General features: G+C 56.3%; 22 protein-coding genes. 7 read left to right on the top strand and 15 right to left on the bottom strand.

Translation table 11 applies throughout. From position 1 onward, the window contains the following. The first annotated feature begins 45 nt into the window (after positions 1 to 45). Together KP708_RS12115 and KP708_RS12110 are read left to right on the top strand one after the other, a co-directional pair. Entirely contained in the window at positions 46 to 618 is a 573-nt protein-coding gene (locus KP708_RS12115; protein ID WP_046900804.1) for an SspB family protein, read from the top strand. Positions 619 to 718: 100 nt separating this feature from the next. Then, positions 719 to 1,111: a VOC family protein gene (locus KP708_RS12110; RefSeq protein WP_215750999.1), complete on the top strand. Its 393-nt coding sequence runs from the start codon at positions 719 to 721 to the stop codon at positions 1,109 to 1,111. A 35-nt stretch (positions 1,112 to 1,146) separates the two neighbouring features. On the opposite strand, the gene KP708_RS12105 is transcribed toward KP708_RS12110, so the two are convergent. The 3 genes from KP708_RS12105 to KP708_RS12095 form a co-directional block, all read right to left on the bottom strand. Beyond that, positions 1,147 to 1,365 carry a hypothetical protein gene (locus tag KP708_RS12105; RefSeq protein ID WP_202207206.1) on the bottom strand — a complete coding sequence of 73 codons (219 nt, stop codon included), beginning with the start codon at positions 1,363 to 1,365 and terminating at the stop codon, positions 1,147 to 1,149. An 80-nt stretch (positions 1,366 to 1,445) separates the two neighbouring features. Further along, positions 1,446 to 2,228, bottom strand: coding sequence for an ABC transporter ATP-binding protein (locus KP708_RS12100; RefSeq protein WP_202207205.1), 783 nt, complete (start codon positions 2,226 to 2,228; stop codon positions 1,446 to 1,448). 1 nt (position 2,229) lies between these two features. Next, positions 2,230 to 3,111 carry an ABC transporter permease gene (locus tag KP708_RS12095; protein ID WP_215750998.1) on the bottom strand — a complete coding sequence of 294 codons (882 nt, stop codon included), beginning with the start codon at positions 3,109 to 3,111 and terminating at the stop codon, positions 2,230 to 2,232. A 210-nt stretch (positions 3,112 to 3,321) separates the two neighbouring features. Between KP708_RS12095 and KP708_RS12090 the strand changes: the two genes are divergently transcribed. Genes KP708_RS12090 through KP708_RS12080 form a run of 3 tightly spaced genes read left to right on the top strand, consistent with a single transcriptional unit; the run spans position 3,322 to position 5,919 of the window. Continuing rightward, positions 3,322 to 4,707 (top strand): lytic transglycosylase domain-containing protein, encoded by a 1,386-nt coding sequence (locus tag KP708_RS12090; RefSeq protein WP_215750997.1) that lies wholly within the window; start codon positions 3,322 to 3,324, stop codon positions 4,705 to 4,707. A gap of 31 nt (positions 4,708 to 4,738) precedes the next feature. After that, positions 4,739 to 5,284 (top strand): peroxiredoxin, encoded by a 546-nt coding sequence (locus KP708_RS12085; RefSeq protein ID WP_215750996.1) that lies wholly within the window; start codon positions 4,739 to 4,741, stop codon positions 5,282 to 5,284. A 26-nt stretch (positions 5,285 to 5,310) separates the two neighbouring features. Further along, positions 5,311 to 5,919, top strand: a complete 609-nt coding sequence (locus tag KP708_RS12080; protein ID WP_215750995.1) for a DUF1643 domain-containing protein — start codon at positions 5,311 to 5,313, stop codon at positions 5,917 to 5,919. A gap of 13 nt (positions 5,920 to 5,932) precedes the next feature. Here the strand turns inward: KP708_RS12080 and KP708_RS12075 are convergent, their stop codons facing one another. Next, positions 5,933 to 6,589: a POTRA domain-containing protein gene (locus KP708_RS12075; protein WP_215750994.1), complete on the bottom strand. Its 657-nt coding sequence runs from the start codon at positions 6,587 to 6,589 to the stop codon at positions 5,933 to 5,935. A 300-nt stretch (positions 6,590 to 6,889) separates the two neighbouring features. Between KP708_RS12075 and KP708_RS12070 the strand changes: the two genes are divergently transcribed. Both KP708_RS12070 and KP708_RS12065 read left to right on the top strand, forming a co-directional pair. Further along, entirely contained in the window at positions 6,890 to 8,458 is a 1,569-nt protein-coding gene (locus KP708_RS12070; protein ID WP_215750993.1) for a carbohydrate porin, read from the top strand. A 170-nt stretch (positions 8,459 to 8,628) separates the two neighbouring features. After that, on the top strand, positions 8,629 to 10,878 hold the full coding sequence (locus KP708_RS12065) for a TonB-dependent siderophore receptor (RefSeq protein ID WP_215750992.1): 2,250 nt from the start codon (positions 8,629 to 8,631) through the stop codon (positions 10,876 to 10,878). 83 nt (positions 10,879 to 10,961) lie between these two features. On the opposite strand, the gene KP708_RS12060 is transcribed toward KP708_RS12065, so the two are convergent. The 11 genes from KP708_RS12060 to KP708_RS12010 form a co-directional block, all read right to left on the bottom strand. After that, the gene (locus KP708_RS12060; RefSeq protein ID WP_215750991.1) at positions 10,962 to 12,509 is read right to left on the bottom strand and encodes a carbohydrate porin; all 1,548 of its coding nucleotides are present in this window, start codon (positions 12,507 to 12,509) and stop codon (positions 10,962 to 10,964) included. Positions 12,510 to 12,703: 194 nt separating this feature from the next. Beyond that, on the bottom strand, positions 12,704 to 14,212 hold the full coding sequence (locus tag KP708_RS12055) for a peptide MFS transporter (RefSeq protein ID WP_202207196.1): 1,509 nt from the start codon (positions 14,210 to 14,212) through the stop codon (positions 12,704 to 12,706). A gap of 34 nt (positions 14,213 to 14,246) precedes the next feature. Next, entirely contained in the window at positions 14,247 to 14,396 is a 150-nt protein-coding gene (locus KP708_RS12050; protein WP_167386128.1) for a hypothetical protein, read from the bottom strand. A 2-nt stretch (positions 14,397 to 14,398) separates the two neighbouring features. Next, on the bottom strand, positions 14,399 to 15,310 hold the full coding sequence (locus KP708_RS12045) for a DnaJ C-terminal domain-containing protein (RefSeq protein ID WP_215750990.1): 912 nt from the start codon (positions 15,308 to 15,310) through the stop codon (positions 14,399 to 14,401). After that, complete coding sequence (locus KP708_RS12040; protein ID WP_202207194.1) at positions 15,307 to 15,465, bottom strand: hypothetical protein; 159 nt, start codon at positions 15,463 to 15,465, stop codon at positions 15,307 to 15,309. The genes KP708_RS12045 and KP708_RS12040 overlap by 4 nt, the downstream gene beginning before the upstream one ends. Before the next feature lie 49 nt (positions 15,466 to 15,514). Continuing rightward, the gene (locus KP708_RS12035) at positions 15,515 to 16,483 is read right to left on the bottom strand and encodes an alpha/beta hydrolase (protein ID WP_215750989.1); all 969 of its coding nucleotides are present in this window, start codon (positions 16,481 to 16,483) and stop codon (positions 15,515 to 15,517) included. Between the two features lie 50 nt (positions 16,484 to 16,533). Beyond that, on the bottom strand, positions 16,534 to 18,039 hold the full coding sequence (locus KP708_RS12030; protein ID WP_215750988.1) for an efflux transporter outer membrane subunit: 1,506 nt from the start codon (positions 18,037 to 18,039) through the stop codon (positions 16,534 to 16,536). A 1-nt stretch (position 18,040) separates the two neighbouring features. Further along, entirely contained in the window at positions 18,041 to 18,952 is a 912-nt protein-coding gene (locus KP708_RS12025; protein WP_046900790.1) for an HlyD family secretion protein, read from the bottom strand. Positions 18,953 to 18,964: 12 nt separating this feature from the next. Beyond that, positions 18,965 to 19,159 (bottom strand): DUF1656 domain-containing protein, encoded by a 195-nt coding sequence (locus KP708_RS12020; RefSeq protein ID WP_007284708.1) that lies wholly within the window; start codon positions 19,157 to 19,159, stop codon positions 18,965 to 18,967. Positions 19,160 to 19,330: 171 nt separating this feature from the next. Beyond that, entirely contained in the window at positions 19,331 to 19,765 is a 435-nt protein-coding gene (locus KP708_RS12015) for a hypothetical protein (RefSeq protein ID WP_064274741.1), read from the bottom strand. 83 nt (positions 19,766 to 19,848) lie between these two features. Further along, the gene (locus KP708_RS12010) at positions 19,849 to 20,127 is read right to left on the bottom strand and encodes a hypothetical protein (protein ID WP_215750987.1); all 279 of its coding nucleotides are present in this window, start codon (positions 20,125 to 20,127) and stop codon (positions 19,849 to 19,851) included. Between the last annotated feature and the right edge of the window lie 75 nt (positions 20,128 to 20,202).

The following is a 20,202-nucleotide window of genomic DNA, read 5'->3' as shown; positions in this document are numbered from 1 at the left end:
TGTCGCATCCCTGACCTGATTGACTGAAACATCAGGCCTGCGACCATGAGCGACGACGATCACACCGGCCAGGACGGCCTTGAGCACGACCTGCCCGAAAGCCTTCTCCCCTATGACGACTGGGTGGAAGACGCCTATCGTGAAGTCATGCTGCGTGCCATTGAGCACGTCGCGGCTGAAGGCCTACCCGGTGCTCACCACTTCTACCTGACCTTCCGCACCAATCGTCCGGACGTGATCATCCCGTCCCGTCTCCGCGCCCAATATCCGGAAGAAATGACGATCGTTCTTCAGCACCAGTTCTGGGATCTGGCGCTGGATCGCGAAAAGAATGTCATTTCCGTTGGTCTGTCGTTCGGGGGCGTTGGCAGCATCCTCGTCATCCCGGTCGCCGCTATTACGGCTTTTGCAGATCCACATATCCGGATGGCGCTGCGCTTCGTCAGCAGCATGGTTGATGACGACGAAGACATCGAGATCCCTGAAGGTGCTGTAGAGCCAGATGATATCGATCCGGCGCATCACCCCGAGGTGACAATCGAAGAGCCTCCTCAGGAAGAGAAGAAAGATGCCGAGGTCGTCAGCCTGGCGGCATTCCGCAAGCGCCCACCAACCTGAGTTATTCCTTCCCGCCCGAACAGGGCACCGAGGCCTGACGGTTTCTGCGTCCTGATGATAATATCAGGACCATCGGGCGCCGTTTTCTTGAGGGACCATCATGCGCTTTACCGTTGATCGCCTTGACCACATCGTTCTGACCGTACGGAACAGAACTGTTTCGGCATCCTGGTACCAGCGGGTTCTGGGCATGGATATTGAGGAATACGGCCGGAATAACCGTGTTGCTCTCTGCTTCGGCGGCCAGAAGATCAATCTTCGCCCTGAAGGATCAGAGGGTTGGGAAACGGCCGAGGGCGCGCAGCCCGGCACATCCGACCTCTGCTTCACAACAGCCATTTCGAGTGACGATATTGTGCGGCATCTCGAAAAATGCGGTGTTGTCGTTGTGGAAGGGCCAGTTTCGCGCTTGGGCGCTCTGGGACCGATCACTTCGGTTTATTGCCGGGATCCGGATGGCAATCTTGTGGAAATTGCCTCTTACCAAGGCTAACAGGCGGGGTAGGCCCCCGCCTGAACTCCTGGTTTTTACCAGTTCTTGGAAATCATCCAGAATTCTTCGGATGTCAGGGTAATGGCGTTGGAGCCCTTCGTTTCAGCCGCAGCCGTTGCGAGGGCTTCGATACGCTCGATCATGAGCGTCTTGCGCTGATGAGCCTCTGACTGCTCCTTGACGGTGGCAAGTGTCTGAAGGGCAGACTTTGCAGCTTTGGCAACGCGGGCTGCGTCAATAGCGGCATAAGACATGATTAGTCTCCATGGTGATGGTCAAACTCGAAGTTGATCCTACCGCACCCTTGAGACCAGACCAAATAAACAGCTCGCACTCAGGCCAGAGAGGCCTCGTATGCCTCAAGCACGGCATCCGTTGGACCATCCATGCGGATTTGCCCCTCTTCCATCCAGAGGATACGCGTACACCATTGCTTGAGCACAGGCAGGGAATGCGATGTCACGACCAGAATTTCTGCGGCATCAACCATGCCTGCCATCCGCTCTCTGGCTTTTTCCTGAAAGCGCTGGTCTCCTGCCATGAACCATTCATCCATCAGCAGAATACGCGGACGTGGAACCGTAGCCAAAGCAAATCCAAGCCGAATGCTCATGCCAGACGAGTAGAGGCGGACTGGCAGATCAAAGAATGGTCCCAACTCCGCAAAGGCTTCGACATCAGCCTCTAGCGCGGGAATCTGGCTCTTTGGTAACCCGATCCGACACGCAAAGAGATTGAGGTTTTCACGCCCGCTCAACTCTAGATTCATGCCAGACTGCGGATCAATGAGTGCATGACTGTCGCCCTCAATGTCCAGAAAACCATCAGTCGTTTCATAGATGCCAGCCAACACACGCAGAAGCGTCGTTTTGCCAGCACCGTTATGGCCAATCAGGCCCACCCGTTCACCCCCATGGATCTGGAATGTCAGGCCTGACAACGCCTGCACCAAAACGGCATCCGAAGCGACTGCGCCGAGACGCATTCGTCCACCTACAGCCGAGGGTTTTGTGACGGTAGCCTTGGCGCGAGCCAGCAGCGTTTTCTTCAGAGAGCGAGAAGCCCCGTGCAGCACCGGAAACGATAAGGAAAGGTTCTCAAGGCGGATATGCGTCATGTCAGATCCAGAACACCAACCGTGAACGCACACGGACGAAAGCCCATATCGCGATAACCCAGAACACAGCACTCGTCAGCAGGGCCACGAGCCAGACGCTGACCGAAGGAATATGCCCCAGCAATGGAGCGCGAACGACTTCCAGCAGGGCATAAAACGGGTTGTACAGCAGGTACCGCGCTTTCCCCGCCAACTGCTGCGGTTGCCAGATGACAGGCGTCACGTAAAACACGATCTGAAGGAGCGCCCCGATAATCGGCGGCACATCCCGGAACCTTGCGCAAAGTGCTCCCAGCAGCATGCAGGCTGCAAATCCGTCCAGCCCCCACAGCAGAAGAGACGGAAACGCCAATAACGCCGTGAACCCCGGCCAGATATGATAGATCGCGAAAACACCAACGGGCACGATGATGTTGTGAGCGAAAACAATCGCATTACGGACCACAACCCGTATGGCCTGAAGCAGCAATGGAAGACGACTGGAGCGTATAATGCTTTCGGCATCCAGAAAACTGGTGCAGGATTCCTGAAGAAGGCTGGACAATCCCGTTTGCCAGAGCGTCAGGGACAGCGCCAGAAACGGCAGGTAGACCTTCATATCCTGATGAAAGAGCCGACTGTACAGAACGCCCATGGATGCGACCATAAGGGCCGATGTAATGGTCAGCCAGAAGGGCCCCAGGGCTGATCCGCGATAACGCAGCTTGATGTCCAGCCATCCGAGCATAACGCCCAAACGCCAGAGCTTGCAGGCTCCGCGGAAATCATCCCAGGCCCGGGCAGCGGGGCTCCCCCGACGTTGGTCGAACTTCAGCACGCTCAGATCGTGCGTCGGCAACCGTTGCACCTCTGGCTCTTTCGTGGCCGGGGAAGATGAGTTCATCTGGTTCGCCTAGCCGATAGACTGTGTTCCCGCAAGCAGTCTTCCCCTTGATGATAGCGTGCTCTTCCACCATCTGTCCCTGAACACCTTCCACAGTGAAAAAGTAGGCGACAAACGTAACCCTTTCGTCATTTTTCCTAGTTTTGCCGTAATCCCTGTGTATGCTTTGAGGGTTGCGACAGTTCTTCCTTTGTCAGGTACCCTGCCCCGATGCCCAGACCCGCCGTGCCGTTCCAGACCACTCTTCGCCCCTTGACCGCTCTCCGTTCTGGTCTGGCACTTGGTCTGATCGGCCTTCTCGCGGCCTGCGCCGGCACACCCGACATGAGTTCCACCTCACAGGTTCCCGTTTCTCAGGAAGCCGCGAAGTATCGCGCTCATGCAAAATCCTACTACGCCCCGCCAGGGCCTCCCAGCGATCCATGGGGGCCATACATTCAGGAAGCGTCTGCTCGGTTTGATATTCCAGAAGCATGGATCCGGGCGGTCATGCAGCAGGAGTCTGGCGGCCACCTTTACGACCATAATGGCAATTTCATCACTTCAACGCCGGGTGCCATGGGCCTGTTACAGCTTATGCCGCCAACTTATGATGACATGCGCCAGCAATACGGCCTCGGCGACGATCCGTTTGATCCGCACGATAACATTCTCGCAGGCACGGCATATCTTCGGCAGATGTACGAAATCTACGGCTCCCCGGGATTTCTTGCCGCCTATAACGATGGTCCGGGCAGCCTTGACAGCTACCTGCGCCGCGGACGCCCCCTTCCGCGCGAGACACGCCGATATGTGGCAGCGATTGGTCCGCGCATTGCTGGCGTGACGCCTCATAACCGATCAGCCGCCGATCTTCTCGTCTCGCAGCACGATCCCAATGCCCAGATTCAGGTCGCAGAAAATACTGCACCTACCACGCCTGCAAGTCAGTCGATCCGGACAGCTTGGTCGCACAAGGATGCATCAGCAGACAGCTCATCTGATGATAGTTCGTCTTCGGATGAAACCGTGTCCGAAACACCGGCCGCTCCCGCAACGCCTGTTGTCGTAGCCTCTGCCGCGCCGACGGAACCGAGCAGCGTCAGTGCGGCATGGGCAGCGCGAGGCATCACCTCCCCGGCCCCCACTGTGCAGAAAGTGGCCTATCATCCACCGGTCGCAAACAGCATGGATACTGAACTGGCGGACAGTCAGGTCACGGCGCAGGAAATTCCGATGGGGCACCACCTGCAACCCCAGCCGATCATGGCCGTCATGCCCGCAACACGGCAGCAGTATCGACTGTCTTCCCCTGCACCGACAATGCATCACGCCACCATCGCCGCACCACAGGAAACGAGTGGCCCCAAAACATGGGCCATTCAGGTCGGCGCATTTGCCAATTCCGGACAGGCCACTTCAGCCGCGTCTCAGGCTCATAGTCAGGGCGGAGCAGTTGTCGCGTCTGCGAGGACACAGGTTGCCAGTGTTAAAACAGGCAAAGGCCACCTCTATCGTGCGCGCCTGACCGGGCTGACACATGAAAATGCCCTTGCGGCCTGCCATCGTCTGTCGCACGGTTCACCGTGCGTTGTGGTTCCGCCCGGCGCATTCTAAACCGTTACCTTCAGGGAACAGAGCACATCCTATGCGTCGCTTTCTGCCAATTTCTGCTTTCTGTGCTCTTGCCATGATTGGCACCCTCCCTAATCCAGCTCACGCTGCCCTGGAAACAGGAGCACATGCTCCGGACTTCACTGCCAAGGCCAGTATGGCCGGACATGAGTTCAGCTATCATCTGGCCGAAGCCTTAAAAACAGGCCCGGTCGTCCTGTATTTTTACCCGGCCGCTTTTACCAAAGGCTGCACCATCGAAGCGCATGAATTCGCTGAAGCTGTTCCCGAGTTCAAAGCAATGGGCGCAACGGTGATCGGGATCTCCATGGACCCTATCGACAAGCTGACCCGTTTTTCTGTCAGTGAATGTCGGAGCGCGTTTCCTGTTGCCGCAGATCCTGATGGCACCATCACCAATTCCTACAAGGCCAAAATGCCTCTTCTGCATATGGCCAGCCGCACCTCTTACGTGATTGCGCCGGATGGGCATGTTGCCCTCTCCTATGCGTCCATGTCCCCGGATGGCCATGTCGAGCGCACACTGGCTGCCGTTAAGGCGCTTCAGGCTGCCCACTAAACTCACCAAATACCGGAATGTCTTCTATGCCGCGCCCTTCCCGCTCCGCACATCCTCAGAGCGGAGCGGAGCCTGCTGACCTTTTCGGGCAGCATCATGTTGGTGACTCACGTCCGCTTAGGCTTTCGGAAGACGTCATCAGTACAGCCCTCTACGACGGCCCGGGCGACTGTTACCGTTACACCTTGAAGCGCGTATGGGACGAGACGAAGCCCATGGTCATGTGGTTGATGATGAACCCTTCAGTCGCCACAGAACTCGGGGATGACCGAACGGTCGCCAAATGCCAGCGCTATGCTCGTGCGTGGGGCTACGGTGGAATTTTCGTCGGCAACAGTTTTGCCTATCGCTGCACGGATCAGAAACGCCTTCTGGAAGTCGATGATCCCATTGGACCAGATAACGACAGGCATCTTCTTGAAATGGCGAAGGCAGCGGATCTTGTCGTGCTAGCTTACGGTGCCCCGCAGGCCAAGGCACTTAGGCCCCGGGGCACTGCTGTGGCCCGGATGCTGGCGCACCATGGCGTGAAGGTGACGGCATTAAGATTGAGCAAGACGGGACGGCCAGAACACCCGCTTTATCTTCCGGGTGTACTGACCCCTCAGTCATTGGACCCGGAAACTCTGACCTGATCCTTCAGGCGGGTTACTCCCCGTCTGAGCGCGAGCTCTGCTCACGGATCTGCCAGACCAGAACCAGGTGATTGTCATGGTTCGGATAAACTACCTGTGGCTGGATCTGAGCGCCGAGCTTGTTTTCCCGATAGACTTTCTCGATCGCAACTTCGTCCGCAGCCAAAGCCTGATCCGAGATCGCTGCGCCATCCTGAAGGCTGGTTGCCGCAGCCAGAGCAGGCGTTGGCACTTTCCGATTACCCTCGAAAGCGACCTTGTCCACAATCAGTCCAGTACTGCCAGCCTCTGCAGTCCTTTGGTCGTGCTCCCTCATCAGCAGCTTCACATCCACTGTGTTGGCGGAAATATGCAACTGCTCACCGAGATCTGCCCCAACACCGCGTGACTGATACAGGGTAGCGACCTGTTTCTGTGCATCTGCCAGCTTCGCACGTGTGACGTTCTGGCCGTCGTGATAGCCGAAGGCGGCTAGAATATCGGCAGAAGGAACACGTTTGTTTCCCTCCACGGACACCGAGCCCAGTTGAAGAGGGGAATCGAGAGCGGGAACAGGTGGGGGAGCGGCTGGAGCTGCTGCGGGCTCGGCCAGAACCGAACCAGTCGCTAAAATCGCTCCCACGGCAAGACCCACTCCTACACGTGTCAGCATGGAACGAGAGAACCTCATGCTGCCTCCTGTAAAAAACAAAAAATCAAGAGATTGTCTTACGCCATAATGCTCCGGGAGTTGCCCTTTATCTGGACCATGATGGTCTCCATCCACACAATGTCACACTTCTCATGGTCAAAGACCAAAACCACTTTAGTTCCCTTGCACGCATTGACAGCGGGTCGGGCGGTCTGCGACACACCACCTCTCACTCCATAAATTGGAATTCATTTTCTTCGCCCCACCCTGTGGGAAAGTCTTCGAAGAAGACCGTCTTCCTGTTCGCCATCATCAGACAGAAGAGAGATTCGCTGCCTTATGGTCGTGCTGACTGATCACGCTCGCCTTTTTCGTTCCGGACATCTGCGGACCGTTTTTCTGGGACTCCTGTCCGCCACGACACTGGCATTTGCGCCAGGCCAAGCCTGGGGTCAGTCGGCCTCTCCTTCAGGTTCCACTCCAACAGCAGGCCCGTCGGCTGAACCCTCAGCAGGTAACAGCAAATCCGAACTGACATCGCACCCCATGGATACAGGGCGACGCGTTCCCATCCTGCAAAACAACATGCGCGGCGTACGCAGCGCTGGCACGCCTGACGAAGTTGAAGACCCTGGTGCGTTTTTCGCAGCCCCAATGGGATCACAGCATTTCTTCGGAGACTGGGGCGGCATCCAGCCGTGGCTTGTCAATCACGGCATTCATCTCCTCGCCGCAGTTAACGAAGAATTCGCCGGCAACGTGACGGGCGGTAAAGACCGCGCCTATTCGGATACGGGCCAGGTCGGCGTTGAAGTGGATATCGACTGGGACAAGATGGCCGGTATCAAGAACTTCTGGACCCACACCCTGATCGTCAACGGGCACGGCCAGAACGTCTCCCGGATGTTTGGTGATTCCATCGCACCCGTGCAGGAAATCTATGGTGCACGTGGCAACGTCGTAGCGCATCTCGTGTCGATGTATGGAGAGGCATCATTCTACCATAACCGTATCGACATCAGCGCTGGCTGGATTCCAGTCGGCTCATTCTTTGCTGCCTCGCCGCTTTTCTGCGACTTCATGAACGTCGCCGTCTGCGGAAATCCAGCACCGAACAAATATACCGAAGGCAACCGCGACTGGCCGTCCGGTAACCTTGCGGCGATTGCCCGTGTCATGCCGACGGTCAACACATACATCATGGGTGGCCTCTTCGCCGTAAGCCCACACGCTTACAACGGCGGCATTTCCGGTTGGTCCTGGGCACAATCCGGGCTGGGGAAGTTCTCTACGCCTGTCGAAATCGGCTGGATTCCCCGTTTTGGGAAAAACCATCTCGTTGGTCATTACGAGCTTGGATATTCCTACGACAATTCACGCTATCTGAACCTGTACGAAGACATTCACGGGAACTCGTGGCAGCAGACCGGCCTGCCTCGCCGCTATGAAGCCGGGCGAAACAGTGCGTGGCTGATTATGGATCAGATGCTCATGCGCAACGGGCCGGGTGATACAAACGGTCTGATCCTGATGGCGGGCGCCATGTACAGTGACGGCAAGACCGTTGCCATGCGAGACCACACATGGGTCGGCATGATTGATACGGGCAAAGCGTGGGGCCGTCCGCTCGATACTGTCGGCGCCATGTGGCAGCACTTCGACATGAGCACCACGGCAGCCTTGCAGCAGGAATCCTCCAAGCAGCTCAACCTGCCGTATCAGGATAACCAGTGGGGCACAGTCTATGGCCCGCAGAGCCATGAGAACGTGTACGAACTGTTTTATAGCGCGCATGTGGCCCGTGCGATGGCAATCCAGCCGGATTTCCAATACATCCAGCGCCCCAGTGCCACGACAACATTCCATGATGCCGCTGTTCTGGGCGTTCAGTTCACTGTTGTGCTCTGAAGTCATCGACAGCCAGCAAACGACAAAGCGAAGCCGAAAGTGGCTTCGCTTTTTTTATGCCCACATTCTGGCGGCGCGCACAGTCATATTAAGTTACATTGATTTATTTGAGATTAATTCTCATTACCGTATGTAGCGCACATCTTTTCCTCCAATCGAGGCTTCTTTCCGTGCGCGCACATCTGCTTTCCCGCCCCAGACCTGCTCGCCATCGCAGGCACCTGGCCTGCCTGCTGCTGGCCGGAACAACCCTTCCCGCTTTCGCCTATGCAGCAAGTCCCTTGCCGAACCAGACCCAGGTTGCGTCCAACAAGGCTGTGGCAGCGCCCAGCGCGGCCAAATCATCCGCGCCGACCGATGAAGAAATCATCGTAAAGGCCAAGCGCCGGAACCAGATGGAAGTCACGAGTGGCGGACAGCTTGGTGCACTCGGAAACAAAAAGGGCCTGGACGTGCCCTTTAACATTCGCAGTTATTCCTCCAGCATGATCCTGAACCAGCAGTCCCAGACGCTGGGACAGGTTCTGGAAAATGATCCATCCGTTCGCACGACGTATGGATACGGCAACTTCTCGGAGATGTTTGTCATCCGCGGTTTTGCCGTCAATGGTGATGACGTGGCCATCAATGGTCTTTACGGCATCACGCCCCGGCAGCTTGTTTCACCCCAACTCTACGACAGTGTTCAGGTTCTCAACGGCGCCAGCGCGTTCCTGAACGGCGCGGCACCGAGTGGCTCTGCTATTGGCGGCAACATCAATCTGATGTTCAAACATGCGACGGATGCCCCCATCACGCGCCTGACGGGAGACTACACGAGCAGCGCCATGGGGGGCGGCAACATTGACGTGGGCCGTCGTTTTGGAACGGAGAAGCAGTTCGGTGTTCGCCTGAACGTGGCCGGACAATCCGGCGAAGATTCCATCAATAATGAATACCGGCACTCCACCGCTCTGGGGGCTGATTTTGACTGGCACAGCCGCGATAACAGCACACGCATTTCGATGGACATGAACTATCAGAATCAAGGCGTTGATGGTGGCCGCCCTGGGCTGATGCTGAGTTCATCTGTCACCAGCGTTCCGCGCCCGGTCGCCCCGTCTCACAATTTCGGTCAGAAATGGGCGTATAATGACCTGAACTACATTTTTGGCATGCTGAACATTGAGCATGATCTCTCCAAAAATATGACCCTGTATGGGGCCTTTGGTGCCCTGAACGCGAATGAGAAGGGCAACTATTCCAGCCCGACCCTGACGGATGCAGCCACCGGCGCCGCAACTGCGGGCAGCATGTATGTGCCTTACAATCAGACGAATGAGAGCACCCGCGCCGGCGTTCGGGCGCACTTCCGAACGGGCTTCATCAAGCACGAGGTCAATGCTGGTGGCTCTGCGCTCTGGGAAGATTCGGCTGCGGCCTACGCGATGGCCCTGACCTCTCCGACCACCAACATTTACAAGACGCCGCAGTTTGCCTCCCCGGCTCAGACTTTCGTCGGGGGTGTTTTAAACGACCCGCAGACGACAAACTGGACACGCCTGTACAGCCTGTTTTTCTCTGACACGATGTCTTTCCTGAATGGTCGCGTCGCCCTCACCGGGGGCTTCCGCTACCAGAACATGATGATCAACGGGTATAAATACAGCAGCACCGGCCGCGGTGCACTGAGCACTCCGTATAATCAGGATGCCATTACACCTGTTGTCGGGCTTGTCATTCACCCGACGCGTCAGACGTCCATTTACTTCAACAGGATTGAAGGCATGTCTCAGGGCGATACTGCCCCTGCAAGCGCTCGGAATGTCGGGCAGATTTTCCCGCCCTATAAGTCTGCCCAATATGAAATCGGCGCCAAGTACGACATTGGTCGCTTCAGCGCTGCTCTGGCGTTTTATCAGATTTCACGCCCCAACTCTTATAATGTGCCCATCGAAGGCACGGGTTACTCCATTTACAAACAGGACGGCCTCCAACGGAACCGTGGCATCGAACTCACCGTGAATGGAGAAATCCTGCCGGGACTGAGATTCAATGGGGGTGGGACGCTGATTGATGCAGACCTGCGCCATACGGCAGGCGGCCTGCAGAATGGCAACACAGCGATCGGCGTTCCGAATTATACGATCAACGGTAATTTGGAATACGACCTCCCTTTCCTGAAAGGAGCCACCGTTGTCGGGCGTGTCGTCAATACAGGCAAGCAGTGGGTTAACACAGCCAATACCCTGCATCTGCCAGTCTGGACGCGCTTTGATCTGGCAGCACGCTATACGTTCACGACGTACCACAAGCCTGTCACTCTGCGCTTTGGCGTCGATAACATTGCCAACACACGCTACTGGTCTTCGTCCTTCAACGGCTATCTGCTTGAAGGCCTGCCCCGGACATTCAAGTTCTCCTTCACGACCGACCTCTAATTTCACGTCAGACGACTGGCACAAAAAAACGCGCCACCTTGATCGGGTGGCGCGTTTTTCATGTCTGGCTTTTGCCAAAGAAATCAGAAGGTAATGCCCGTCTCAAAATCGAGCAGTAGAGGGTTCTTGTAGCGATTTGTGCCGCCCGTACTCCAGATATACTGAGCACCGGGCCGGATCACGAGCCAGGGTGTTGGGCGCCAGCCGTAGTTCAATTCAATGGCATGCTCACCGGACGGCTTGTTGATCCCCGCTGCACCGGCAGCCTGCATCTGACGCGCCCAGATGGTCAGCTTCGGGTTCACCCACAGCATTTTCATGCCAAGACTGATGGTATCGTTCGGGCGGTTCCGGAACGTTCCTTTTCTGGTCACGCCCCAAGTGATGAAGTAAGGCGCAACTGCCGTGCGAGGATCGCCCCATGTGAAGGATCCGAAGAAAGACGTTCCACGGTTCGGATCCCCCTCATCGCGTTCCAGCATACGGTCAAACTGGAACCAGCCACCGAAACGACCGCGAACCTTCTGGGACGGTGCAGAAATCAGATACTCAGCGGGAACACCAAATGTCCCGAGCTGAGAATAAACATCTTTGACTTCAGACGTATCCCAGTAACCGCCGATCTTCACATTTGTCTGGAGCGGACCGCTGTAATCGTCCGGGCCGCCTTGATGCCAGCCAATCTGGAACGGCAGATACGTTCCCGTGGCACCATGGAGGTTCATCTTCCAGCCATTGTGCGTATTGGAAATAACCGGATCGACGGAATAGGCACCAAACTGGATCAGGTAGTGGTTGTTTCCGGCCGGATAGAACTTTACCCATGCTCCCGGATGAGCCGTAGGATACCAACCATAGCCTGAGTTCATCGCAATGGACTGCGGCATACCGCAGATAGCGTTGGACTCGAACTGGCAGTACTGGCTCATGCCCCAGTACATGGAGGACTGCTCGAAATCATTCTCGGTGTTGATTTCACCGACTTCCGTGGAGACGTAGCGGTTCCAGGGCATTTCCCATGACAGACGCGTCAGACGGACAGTTTCACCAGACCCGAAGATCTGCTGTGGGCTATCGAGTGCCGGAAGTTTGGCACCAATACCCAGACCCTGTCGGGCTGTGCTCAGAAAGTGGAACAGGCCAAGGTTCCAACCGGTCAGCTTCTTCAGATCAAAGTCGATATTGAGGCCGAATTCATCCGCATATCGAACAGTCTTGGCCTTGCCGCCCATCGGATTTCCCGCGCTGTCCTGCAGGAAGTGCCCACCGATATTAATGCCCTTCTCGGTTAGCCAGGTGCGATAGCCGCCCCAGTCACCAGTCATGGTGCTCTGCGTCAGCCAGTCATGAAAACTGGCAGGGAAAAAACGGTTTTCCGTTGTATCTGAAGGCTGCACATCAGCCAGATGCGATGGCGTCGGCGCAGGTTTGACCAGCAGAGGGGTCGGCTGGATGGATCTGGTCCGAAGGACAGGATGACCAGCACTGTTGTGCGCGCGCGGCTGACCCGGTTTCGCCTGATCGGAGGCAGAAGCCGTCTCGGCGTATGCAATCTGGACGGTGGACAGTGTCGTGCTCAAAAGACAGACCGCCCCCAGAGCCTTCGTCAAACCGCTTTTAAACCTCTGCATCTTTTCCCGCGTCTCCCTCTCACGTCGCCTGTAACCGGAAATCATGAATGACTTCCCCATACAGGCCGATACCGGTCCGGAATAGGGAGAGGAAGACGGTTGTTTTCGTAATGCGGCAATTCCGCCGCATCACGTCAGAACATGTCTAATCTTTTTCCTAGGTTTTCTCCCGAATTACAAAACCTTCACGTCTTTCAATTCGGCGGAAGTTTCATGTTCACAGTTATGTGTTCTCTGTCCCAACGGCGCGTCAGAGGTTCCAGGCACACCAGAATCACCACAATAACTACGGCCACTTCACACAATGTGCGGAACAAACCGGCATAAAGAGCATTTCCCGCAGAAGCTGCCATATCCGCAGGCATGGCCGCACGATTGGCGATCACACTGCCTACATACATCGCAATGCCCCATAGCAGATAAAGCGCCCCCATCATGAAGCCACTCAGGCGGGCTGGCGTATAGCGGGCCACAATGGCCAGACCCAGACCATTCGTCAGCAGTTCCGCAAAAGACAGAAGCCCGTAACCCGCGACCATGATCCAAGGGGAAACCAGACCTTTCGTCCCGACGGCAGAAAGCCACCACACTGCAAAGGCCATAGCTACCATGACGTAGCCAATCAGCATTTTCCGAGCCAGAGACAGATCCCGCCCCTGTGCGCCCAGCCGATTATACAGAACGGCCAGAAGGGGGCTGATCGCCATGATCCAGATGGGATTAAGCGCCTGAAACTGCCCGGCAGACATATGAAAAAGTGTCACGCCGCCAATACTGAAATCGCCAGAGACATCGCGCAGAGCGAACAGCGTCAGGGACGTGATCATCTGCTGATAAAAGACGAGATAGATCGTGCCTTGCAGGCACAGCATGTATGTCAGCCGCAAACCGGGACGTTCTTCTCCCGGTGCACGAACGTAAAGCACAACCCATGCCAGGAAAAGCAACGCAGCCGCGGCAAGAATACAGACCCGGGCAAGACCATCGCTGCTCATGATCCATGCGTTGAAAACAGTCAGCGCAAGCAAGCCCAGCCCGACCAGAGCAAAGCGACTGAGAGGTACACTTTCTTTTTCTACAGCACTGGCCGTATGAGCGAGCCACCCAGAACGCCACACATAGTACAACAGACCAATAACCAGCCCGACTGAACAGGTCGCGAAGGCGACAGGCGCGCCGTAATTGACCTGAAGCCAAGGCGTCAGCAGCATCGAGACAGTCGAACCGACATTGACGGACATGTAATAGAGGGTGAACGCTGCATCGAGTGCGGCATTGTCACCTTCATAAATCCGGCGAACCAGATTGCCTGCATTTGGTTTGAAGAGGCCGTTTCCTGTGGAAATCAGCGCCATGGCCAACAGTAACAATGTCGGTGATGTCAGGGACGCCGCAAGACAGGCGTAGCCTATGGCGAGGGCAATTGCCCCCATCACCATTGTTCGCCGTGTCCCGAGAACACGATCTCCCAGCACGCCACCGAGAACAGGCGTGATGTAGGTCAGGGCGGAAAAGGCACCCAGCATCAGGTTGGCCGCCGTATCTGCCATCCGAAGCTGTTGGACCATAAACAGCGTCAGAACTGCCTGCATGCCGTAATAGCCGAACCGTTCCCACAGCTCGATTGCAAGCACGACAGTAAATGCCCGACGACGCGTCGTCGCTGGCGGTTGCCCGGAGGCCGGTGTGGAATAAGCGGTCATGAAAAGCCCGTCAGAAACAAAGACGGGCTTTATCTTAGGGCAAATGCCACTCCCCGGCGAGGATGAGGGCATGGGATCCGATCACGCTCAGCACCACGACGAAGATGATGGCGAAAATACCACCAATAATCTGACGCCATGGCCAGTCCGGAATACGGGCTTTTGCGCGACGGATCATTCCCATGATCAGGCCTCCTGCTCGGCAAAGAAGGCTTCCAGTTCAGGAGAAACCGTCCCGATATGCACCTGCAATGTCACAAACAGGTCTCCGGCAGGGTGTTTCTTGTCCGCGCCAATGCCACGTCCGGCAAGACGGAGAACTTTCCCGCTGTCAGAATGCTTGGGCACCTTCACCGCGACATCGCCCTTGGGCGTCGCGACAGTCACTTTCCCACCCAGAATTGCAGTCTTGAGATCGACATTCTGGGTCATGCGCAGGTTACGGCCATCACGAACATAACGCTTGTCTGGCGTGACAGAAATCGTCAGCAACGCATCACCTGGAACACCCGGCTGACCATCCATGCCCGGACGACCGGGCGCGCCCTTACCCCGTACACGCAGGGTCTGCCCTTCTTCAACACCCGGCGGAATACGGACTTCCGTGTGCCCGCCTTCCCCAAGCGCCAGATCCAGAGACGTTCCCAGAACCGACTGCTCAAACGTTATGGTGACCGAAAAACGACGGTCTGAGCCCTTGGTTGCCCGACGCCCGGCCGTACCGCCGGGACGGAAGTCCCCACTGAAGCCACCGCCACCGAACATATCGGAGAAAAACGCGCCCAGGTCTTCCTGATTGAAATTTCCTTGGAAACCCTGTGCCCCGCCACCCGGGCCACCACCGCCGAAACCAGCGCCACCAAACGGGCCACGCTCCTGCCCTTCGGCATCAATTTCACCACGGTCAAAGCGCGCGCGCTTTTCCTTGTCCCCAACGATGTTATAGGCCTGACCGACAGCCTTGAAACGCTCTTCCGCGTCCTTGCTGTCAGGGTTGTGGTCCGGGTGATACTGCTTGGCCAGCTTCCTGTATGCGCTGCGGATTTCCTTGTCCGTGGCCGTCTTGGAAACCCCAAGAACTGAATAAGGGTCTTTCATCTCAACTCCGCATCCTCTGCTGCGCCGTCATCCAGAAGATCAATCAGTACGGCAAGTACGACATCACGGGAAAATCCCGCGCTCACACCTTCTTCAATCAGACTGTCCAGCTTTGGTCTGAGGTAATCCTCAGCCGGGTGACCATCCTGTGCCATTGGTTTATTCCTCCATTACGTCCAGATGTGTGACGCCCGTCGCCCCGGGTCAATGACCGAGGACAAACTCCGCAACATGCGGCACGAGATCCGGGTCGAGAGGGCCAAGAAAAGGAAGACCGGGGCGGGTCATCGTTTTTCGGTCAATTGCCGGAACATCTCTCAGAAAGTGACTCGCAGAGGGCAAGTAAGCAGTCGTCGCCTGAGGATCCGCAGCCTGAAGCAAGGGAAGATCTTCTGTCGGGCTAACCTGATGGTCTTTTCCGCCCTGCACCAGCAAAACCGGCCCATGATAGGCTTTCAGGAGCGCCGCAGGATTATATCGCATAACGTCAATCAGGTATCCCTGTACGTCCGCGTTGAAGAGTGGCTGCAAACCAGGGTGTAGCTGTGACGGATCCATACGATGGCCCGCTTCAAGGGCATTAATGGTGCTATCAATCTGTGGAAGAACGGTCTGCGCATGCGGATTGGCATGAAGTTGCGCCCGGATAAGTTCACCCATTGGCCGCCCCTGTGCCGACAATAGGATCAAGCCACAGATACCCTGGCTCTGGCCAGAAGCAGCAAGCACGACCAGCGCGCCCTCGCTATGGCCACCAAGCCAGACGCAGCGTGTTCCCGTTTCTTTACGAATGACAGAGATCCAGTTCTGAACGTCCGTCACGTAATCCTGGATGGTAACGTGGTTCCCGTTTTCAACGGCCCGCGCACTTCCAAACATACCACGCTTGTCAACGCGGACCGTTGAAATACCGCGTGCGGCCAGCCCTTCAGCCAGTAGCCTCAGCGTTCCTGGCTTGAGACCAGACGCTGCGTCTCCGTTTCTGTCTGTAGGACCAGAACCAGGAATGAGCAGAAGAACGGGTGCTGTTTTTCCGGCATCCAGAAAAGTGCCAGATAGCGGACCTTGTGGACCGGGTGCTTCAAGAGAACGCTCAGCTGCTGCCTGAGAAAGACCAGTTCCAAGAACAACAGCTACTACCAAGGCAAATGAACGCAGAAAGACAGGCATCATGGCAGGATTTCGTTCCAACTGTTCTTGCCCTGTTTCGAGCCGATCCTGTCTTAGCGCGTAAAGGCCCGTACCAGCGCGTTTTGCTTTCCAACTTCAATCGGCAGACGCGTATCCGTGAGCTGGCGCCCCTGCCAGCCGGCACCCATCGCCGTGTAAAGCGAGATGGCGTCACGAAGACGGGCCATCCGTCCCACGACTGCCTGATCCTGAGCAGAAAGTGCGGTTTGCTCCGTCGTCAGGACATTGAGATACCCTGTCAAACCAGCGCCAAACAGCTTCTGGGCACGATCACGCGCCAGACCGGAATCCGTAGCGGCCTCTTCAAGCTGCGTGACAAGTTCATTGTCATGGCGCCAGTCCCCCATTGAGTCTTCGACTTCAGCAAAGGCTTTCAGCACTGTCTTGCGATACACCAGACGGCTCGCCTCGGCTTCTGCACGAGCCTGAGCAATTTCTGCCGTGTAGCGACCGCCATGAATAATGGGCAGCGAAGCCATCATCATGAAGCTCCAGGCCATGCCACCCATCTGGAACGCCTGATAGGCGGCAGAGGCGTTCGGATTGAACGTCAACGGGATCATGAACTTCGGATAGAGATTGGCAACCGCTACACCCACCTGAGCCATGTCAGCTGCATAATGCGCTTCCGTCGCCCGAATATCCGGGCGATTTGCCAAGACGATGGACGGCAGGGACGCTGGGAACGCAGGAACAGACGGCAGAGGGCGCCGCACGTCCAGCTCTTCCTCCAGCTTGCCAGGCATTTCACCAAGCAGAATGGAAATGGCGTGGATCAGACGCTCTTCCTGCGAATGCAATGGAGCAAGACGCGAGCGCTCGAGATGCTCTTCTGTCTGTGCCTGCGCCACGGCCAGCGTATTGCCCAGGCCGTGCGTATAAAGTTTTTCAGTCAGTTCACGTGAGCGCTGCGCCACATCAATGCTGTGTTCCGTGACTGCAAGCCGCTCCTGAATACCGCGCAGCGTCACATAATCTGATGCGACTTCGGACAGCAGCGACAACAGAATAGCGCGACGGTTTTCCAGAGATTCCTCAACGAGCCGCTTACGTTCCTCGACCTGCCGGGAAATATGCCCGAACAGATCGATTTCCCAACTGGCGCGAGCACCATAGGTCAGGACAGACGCCTGAGGCCGGTTTGCCGGATTTCCAGGGCGGAGCGGCCAGTTGTCGACATTGACAGAATAACGGTCGTCACCTCCGCCCATAGCCGCATCAAGCTGCGGATACCAAACTGCCTGCGCCTGCCTGCGAACAGCCCGTTCCGAAATGATATGCTGAGACGCAATTTGCAGGTCATAGTTGCCCTTGATCGCAGCCTCGATCAGTTCGTTGAGCATCGGATCGTGGAACTGGGCCCACCAGTCCTTCATGTCTGCTTCGGTCCGCGCAATCTCGGCCGCCGTCACCGATTTTGGTTGCTCGACAAAGGTGTCTGGCACCTTGATCTTGTCTGGCTTGAAGTTCGGCCCGACGGTGCAGGCCGTAAGTGACAGACAGGTGCTGAGAGCGAGGGTCAGAAGCTTGCGTGACATGTCAGAGATGATTCTGCAGCCAGGTGGTCAACTTGCCACGGGCGCCCGGCGTTTCGCGCCCAATCGTGACGGTTGCGGTCATGCCGGCCGCGAGAGTGATTTCCGGCGGAACGTTATCCAGTTCCAGACGAACCGGAATACGCTGCGCAAGACGGACCCACGTGAAAATCGGGTTCACGTCTGGCAGACCAAGACGGTCTGACACGCCGTTACGGTCGTTAATACCACGACCAATGCTGACTACGTGGGCAGGCAGGATCTGCTTGTAACCCATGAGTTTGACACGGGCCGCGTCCCCAACATGCACACCGTGCATCTTGGTTTCTTCGAAGTATCCGTTGATCCAGTAACTGTGGGCATCAATCACTGCGAGACCAGGCTGACCAGCATGGGCATAATCACCGACGCGAAGATTCAGGTTAGTGATGTACCCGTCAACAGGCGAATAGACCGTGGAACGCTGAAGGTTCAGCAGTGCCGTATTCAGTTCGGCTTTTGCTGCGTTTACTTTGGCGCGTTGGGTTTCAACATTCGAATTGAAGTCTTCCTGCTCTTCGGCAGACACAATGCCACCGAGGCCCATACGACGCTTGGCGTCAGAAGATCTCAGCTTGAGGTCTTCGTCCGCACCGGCAAGGCGGGCACGGGCAGCGTCAATATCAAGGCGGAAGCGAACGGGATCGAGAACGAAAAGCGGATCACCGCGATGGACAAACTGGTTATCCACGACAGGAACAGAAACAACTGTTCCTGAAACTTCAGGGGCTGCATCTACGACGTAAACACGAACACGACCATCGCGGGTCCATGGTGCCAGAACGTAAATGTCCCACATGGTCCGACCGAGGCCGATGGCCATCGCCAGGACAATCAGAGTCAGCAGAACGCGGATCACACTGCGGGTCCAGTTCATAGCCGACCCCTCCTAGACGTAAAGGATGAGYAGACAGAGAACACAGACATAGAGCGCTATTTCAAAGAGGGCGACGTGCCAGAACCAGCTCAGAGCACCGGTTCGCCACAGAATGCTTCTCAACAGAAGTGTTACGAACACTGCTGCAACGGCGTAAATTGAGAGGGGTGCGACAAAGACGCCGAAGAGATTGACTTCCGTAAGCATCAGGCTGTGACCTTGGTGCCAACTAACGGACTGTTCGACGAACTTTCCACGGGACTCCTCGCAAGTCCGTGACGACTCCCCCAAGGGCGTAATCACGGCACAGGCGAAGTGCTTACGCCATTAACCTACAACTGGCCAGATGGCTTTGACAAAAATCAGTCATAAAATGTCTTATTTGGAATGACTGAAGAAACTCTTCAGAATGGACAGGAAGCTTTTGCCCGTAAAACGGCCAATTGGGCCGAGCAGAAGGCCAGTAACCGCCGTAATGGCAACAGACTGCTTCAGTTCGACCAACTTGCGATCACGGCGAATACGCGCCTCGATCTCGACAACGTCGGGAATCGACCATGCTGCAAGAACTGCAAAAATCAGCACGAAGAACAGATCAATACCAATGACGCACAGACTGGCTTTTACGTAGCTCAGACCCGCCACACTGATGAAGAACGCCCACAGGAAGCCATGAAAAGAGATGGCTGCGAACAGCAGGAAGACAACGGCAACAAGCGCGCACGCAACTCTCCGGCCGATTCGCATGGCAGAGCGGGAGAGAATCTGGCCTTGGGCGGAAAGGACTTCCTGACCGAGTTCAATGGGCTTCATGGAGGATCGTTCGCCTTTATTTCTAACAGGACGGGCGCAGGTCTGTGGATGGCCTGCCTCCCGCCTGAAAGGTCACGTGCCGATTACTTGGAGAAACGGCCCGCCAGGAAACCGACCACAGCGGAAATCAGAATAGCGGCGATAGGCCGCGACTGCACACGCGTCGATACATTTTCAAGTTCATGATCAGTGATTTTACGGGCATTTGCAACGGCATGCTCTGTACGGTCTGCTGCCTGAAGCAGAGCCGGGTTAACATAATCGTTCAGGATCTGCTCAACCTGCTTGCGCAGCGTCTCGATCTGGTCCTGCGTTGTCTCGGCTGCAGCTTCGATGTTCTTCTTGACGGTATCGCGGCTCATGTTCAAACCCTCATTGCAATCAAATAGGGACCTGGGAATCAGGCCCGGTATCTGGCKTCAAACGCAAAACCATTA

This window comes from Gluconobacter sp. P5H9_a (assembly GCF_018812085.1).
Classification (GTDB): Bacteria; Pseudomonadota; Alphaproteobacteria; order Acetobacterales; family Acetobacteraceae; genus Gluconobacter.
Note: the sequence above shows the minus strand (reverse complement) of the source record. Positions and strands in the feature narration are given on the sequence as shown.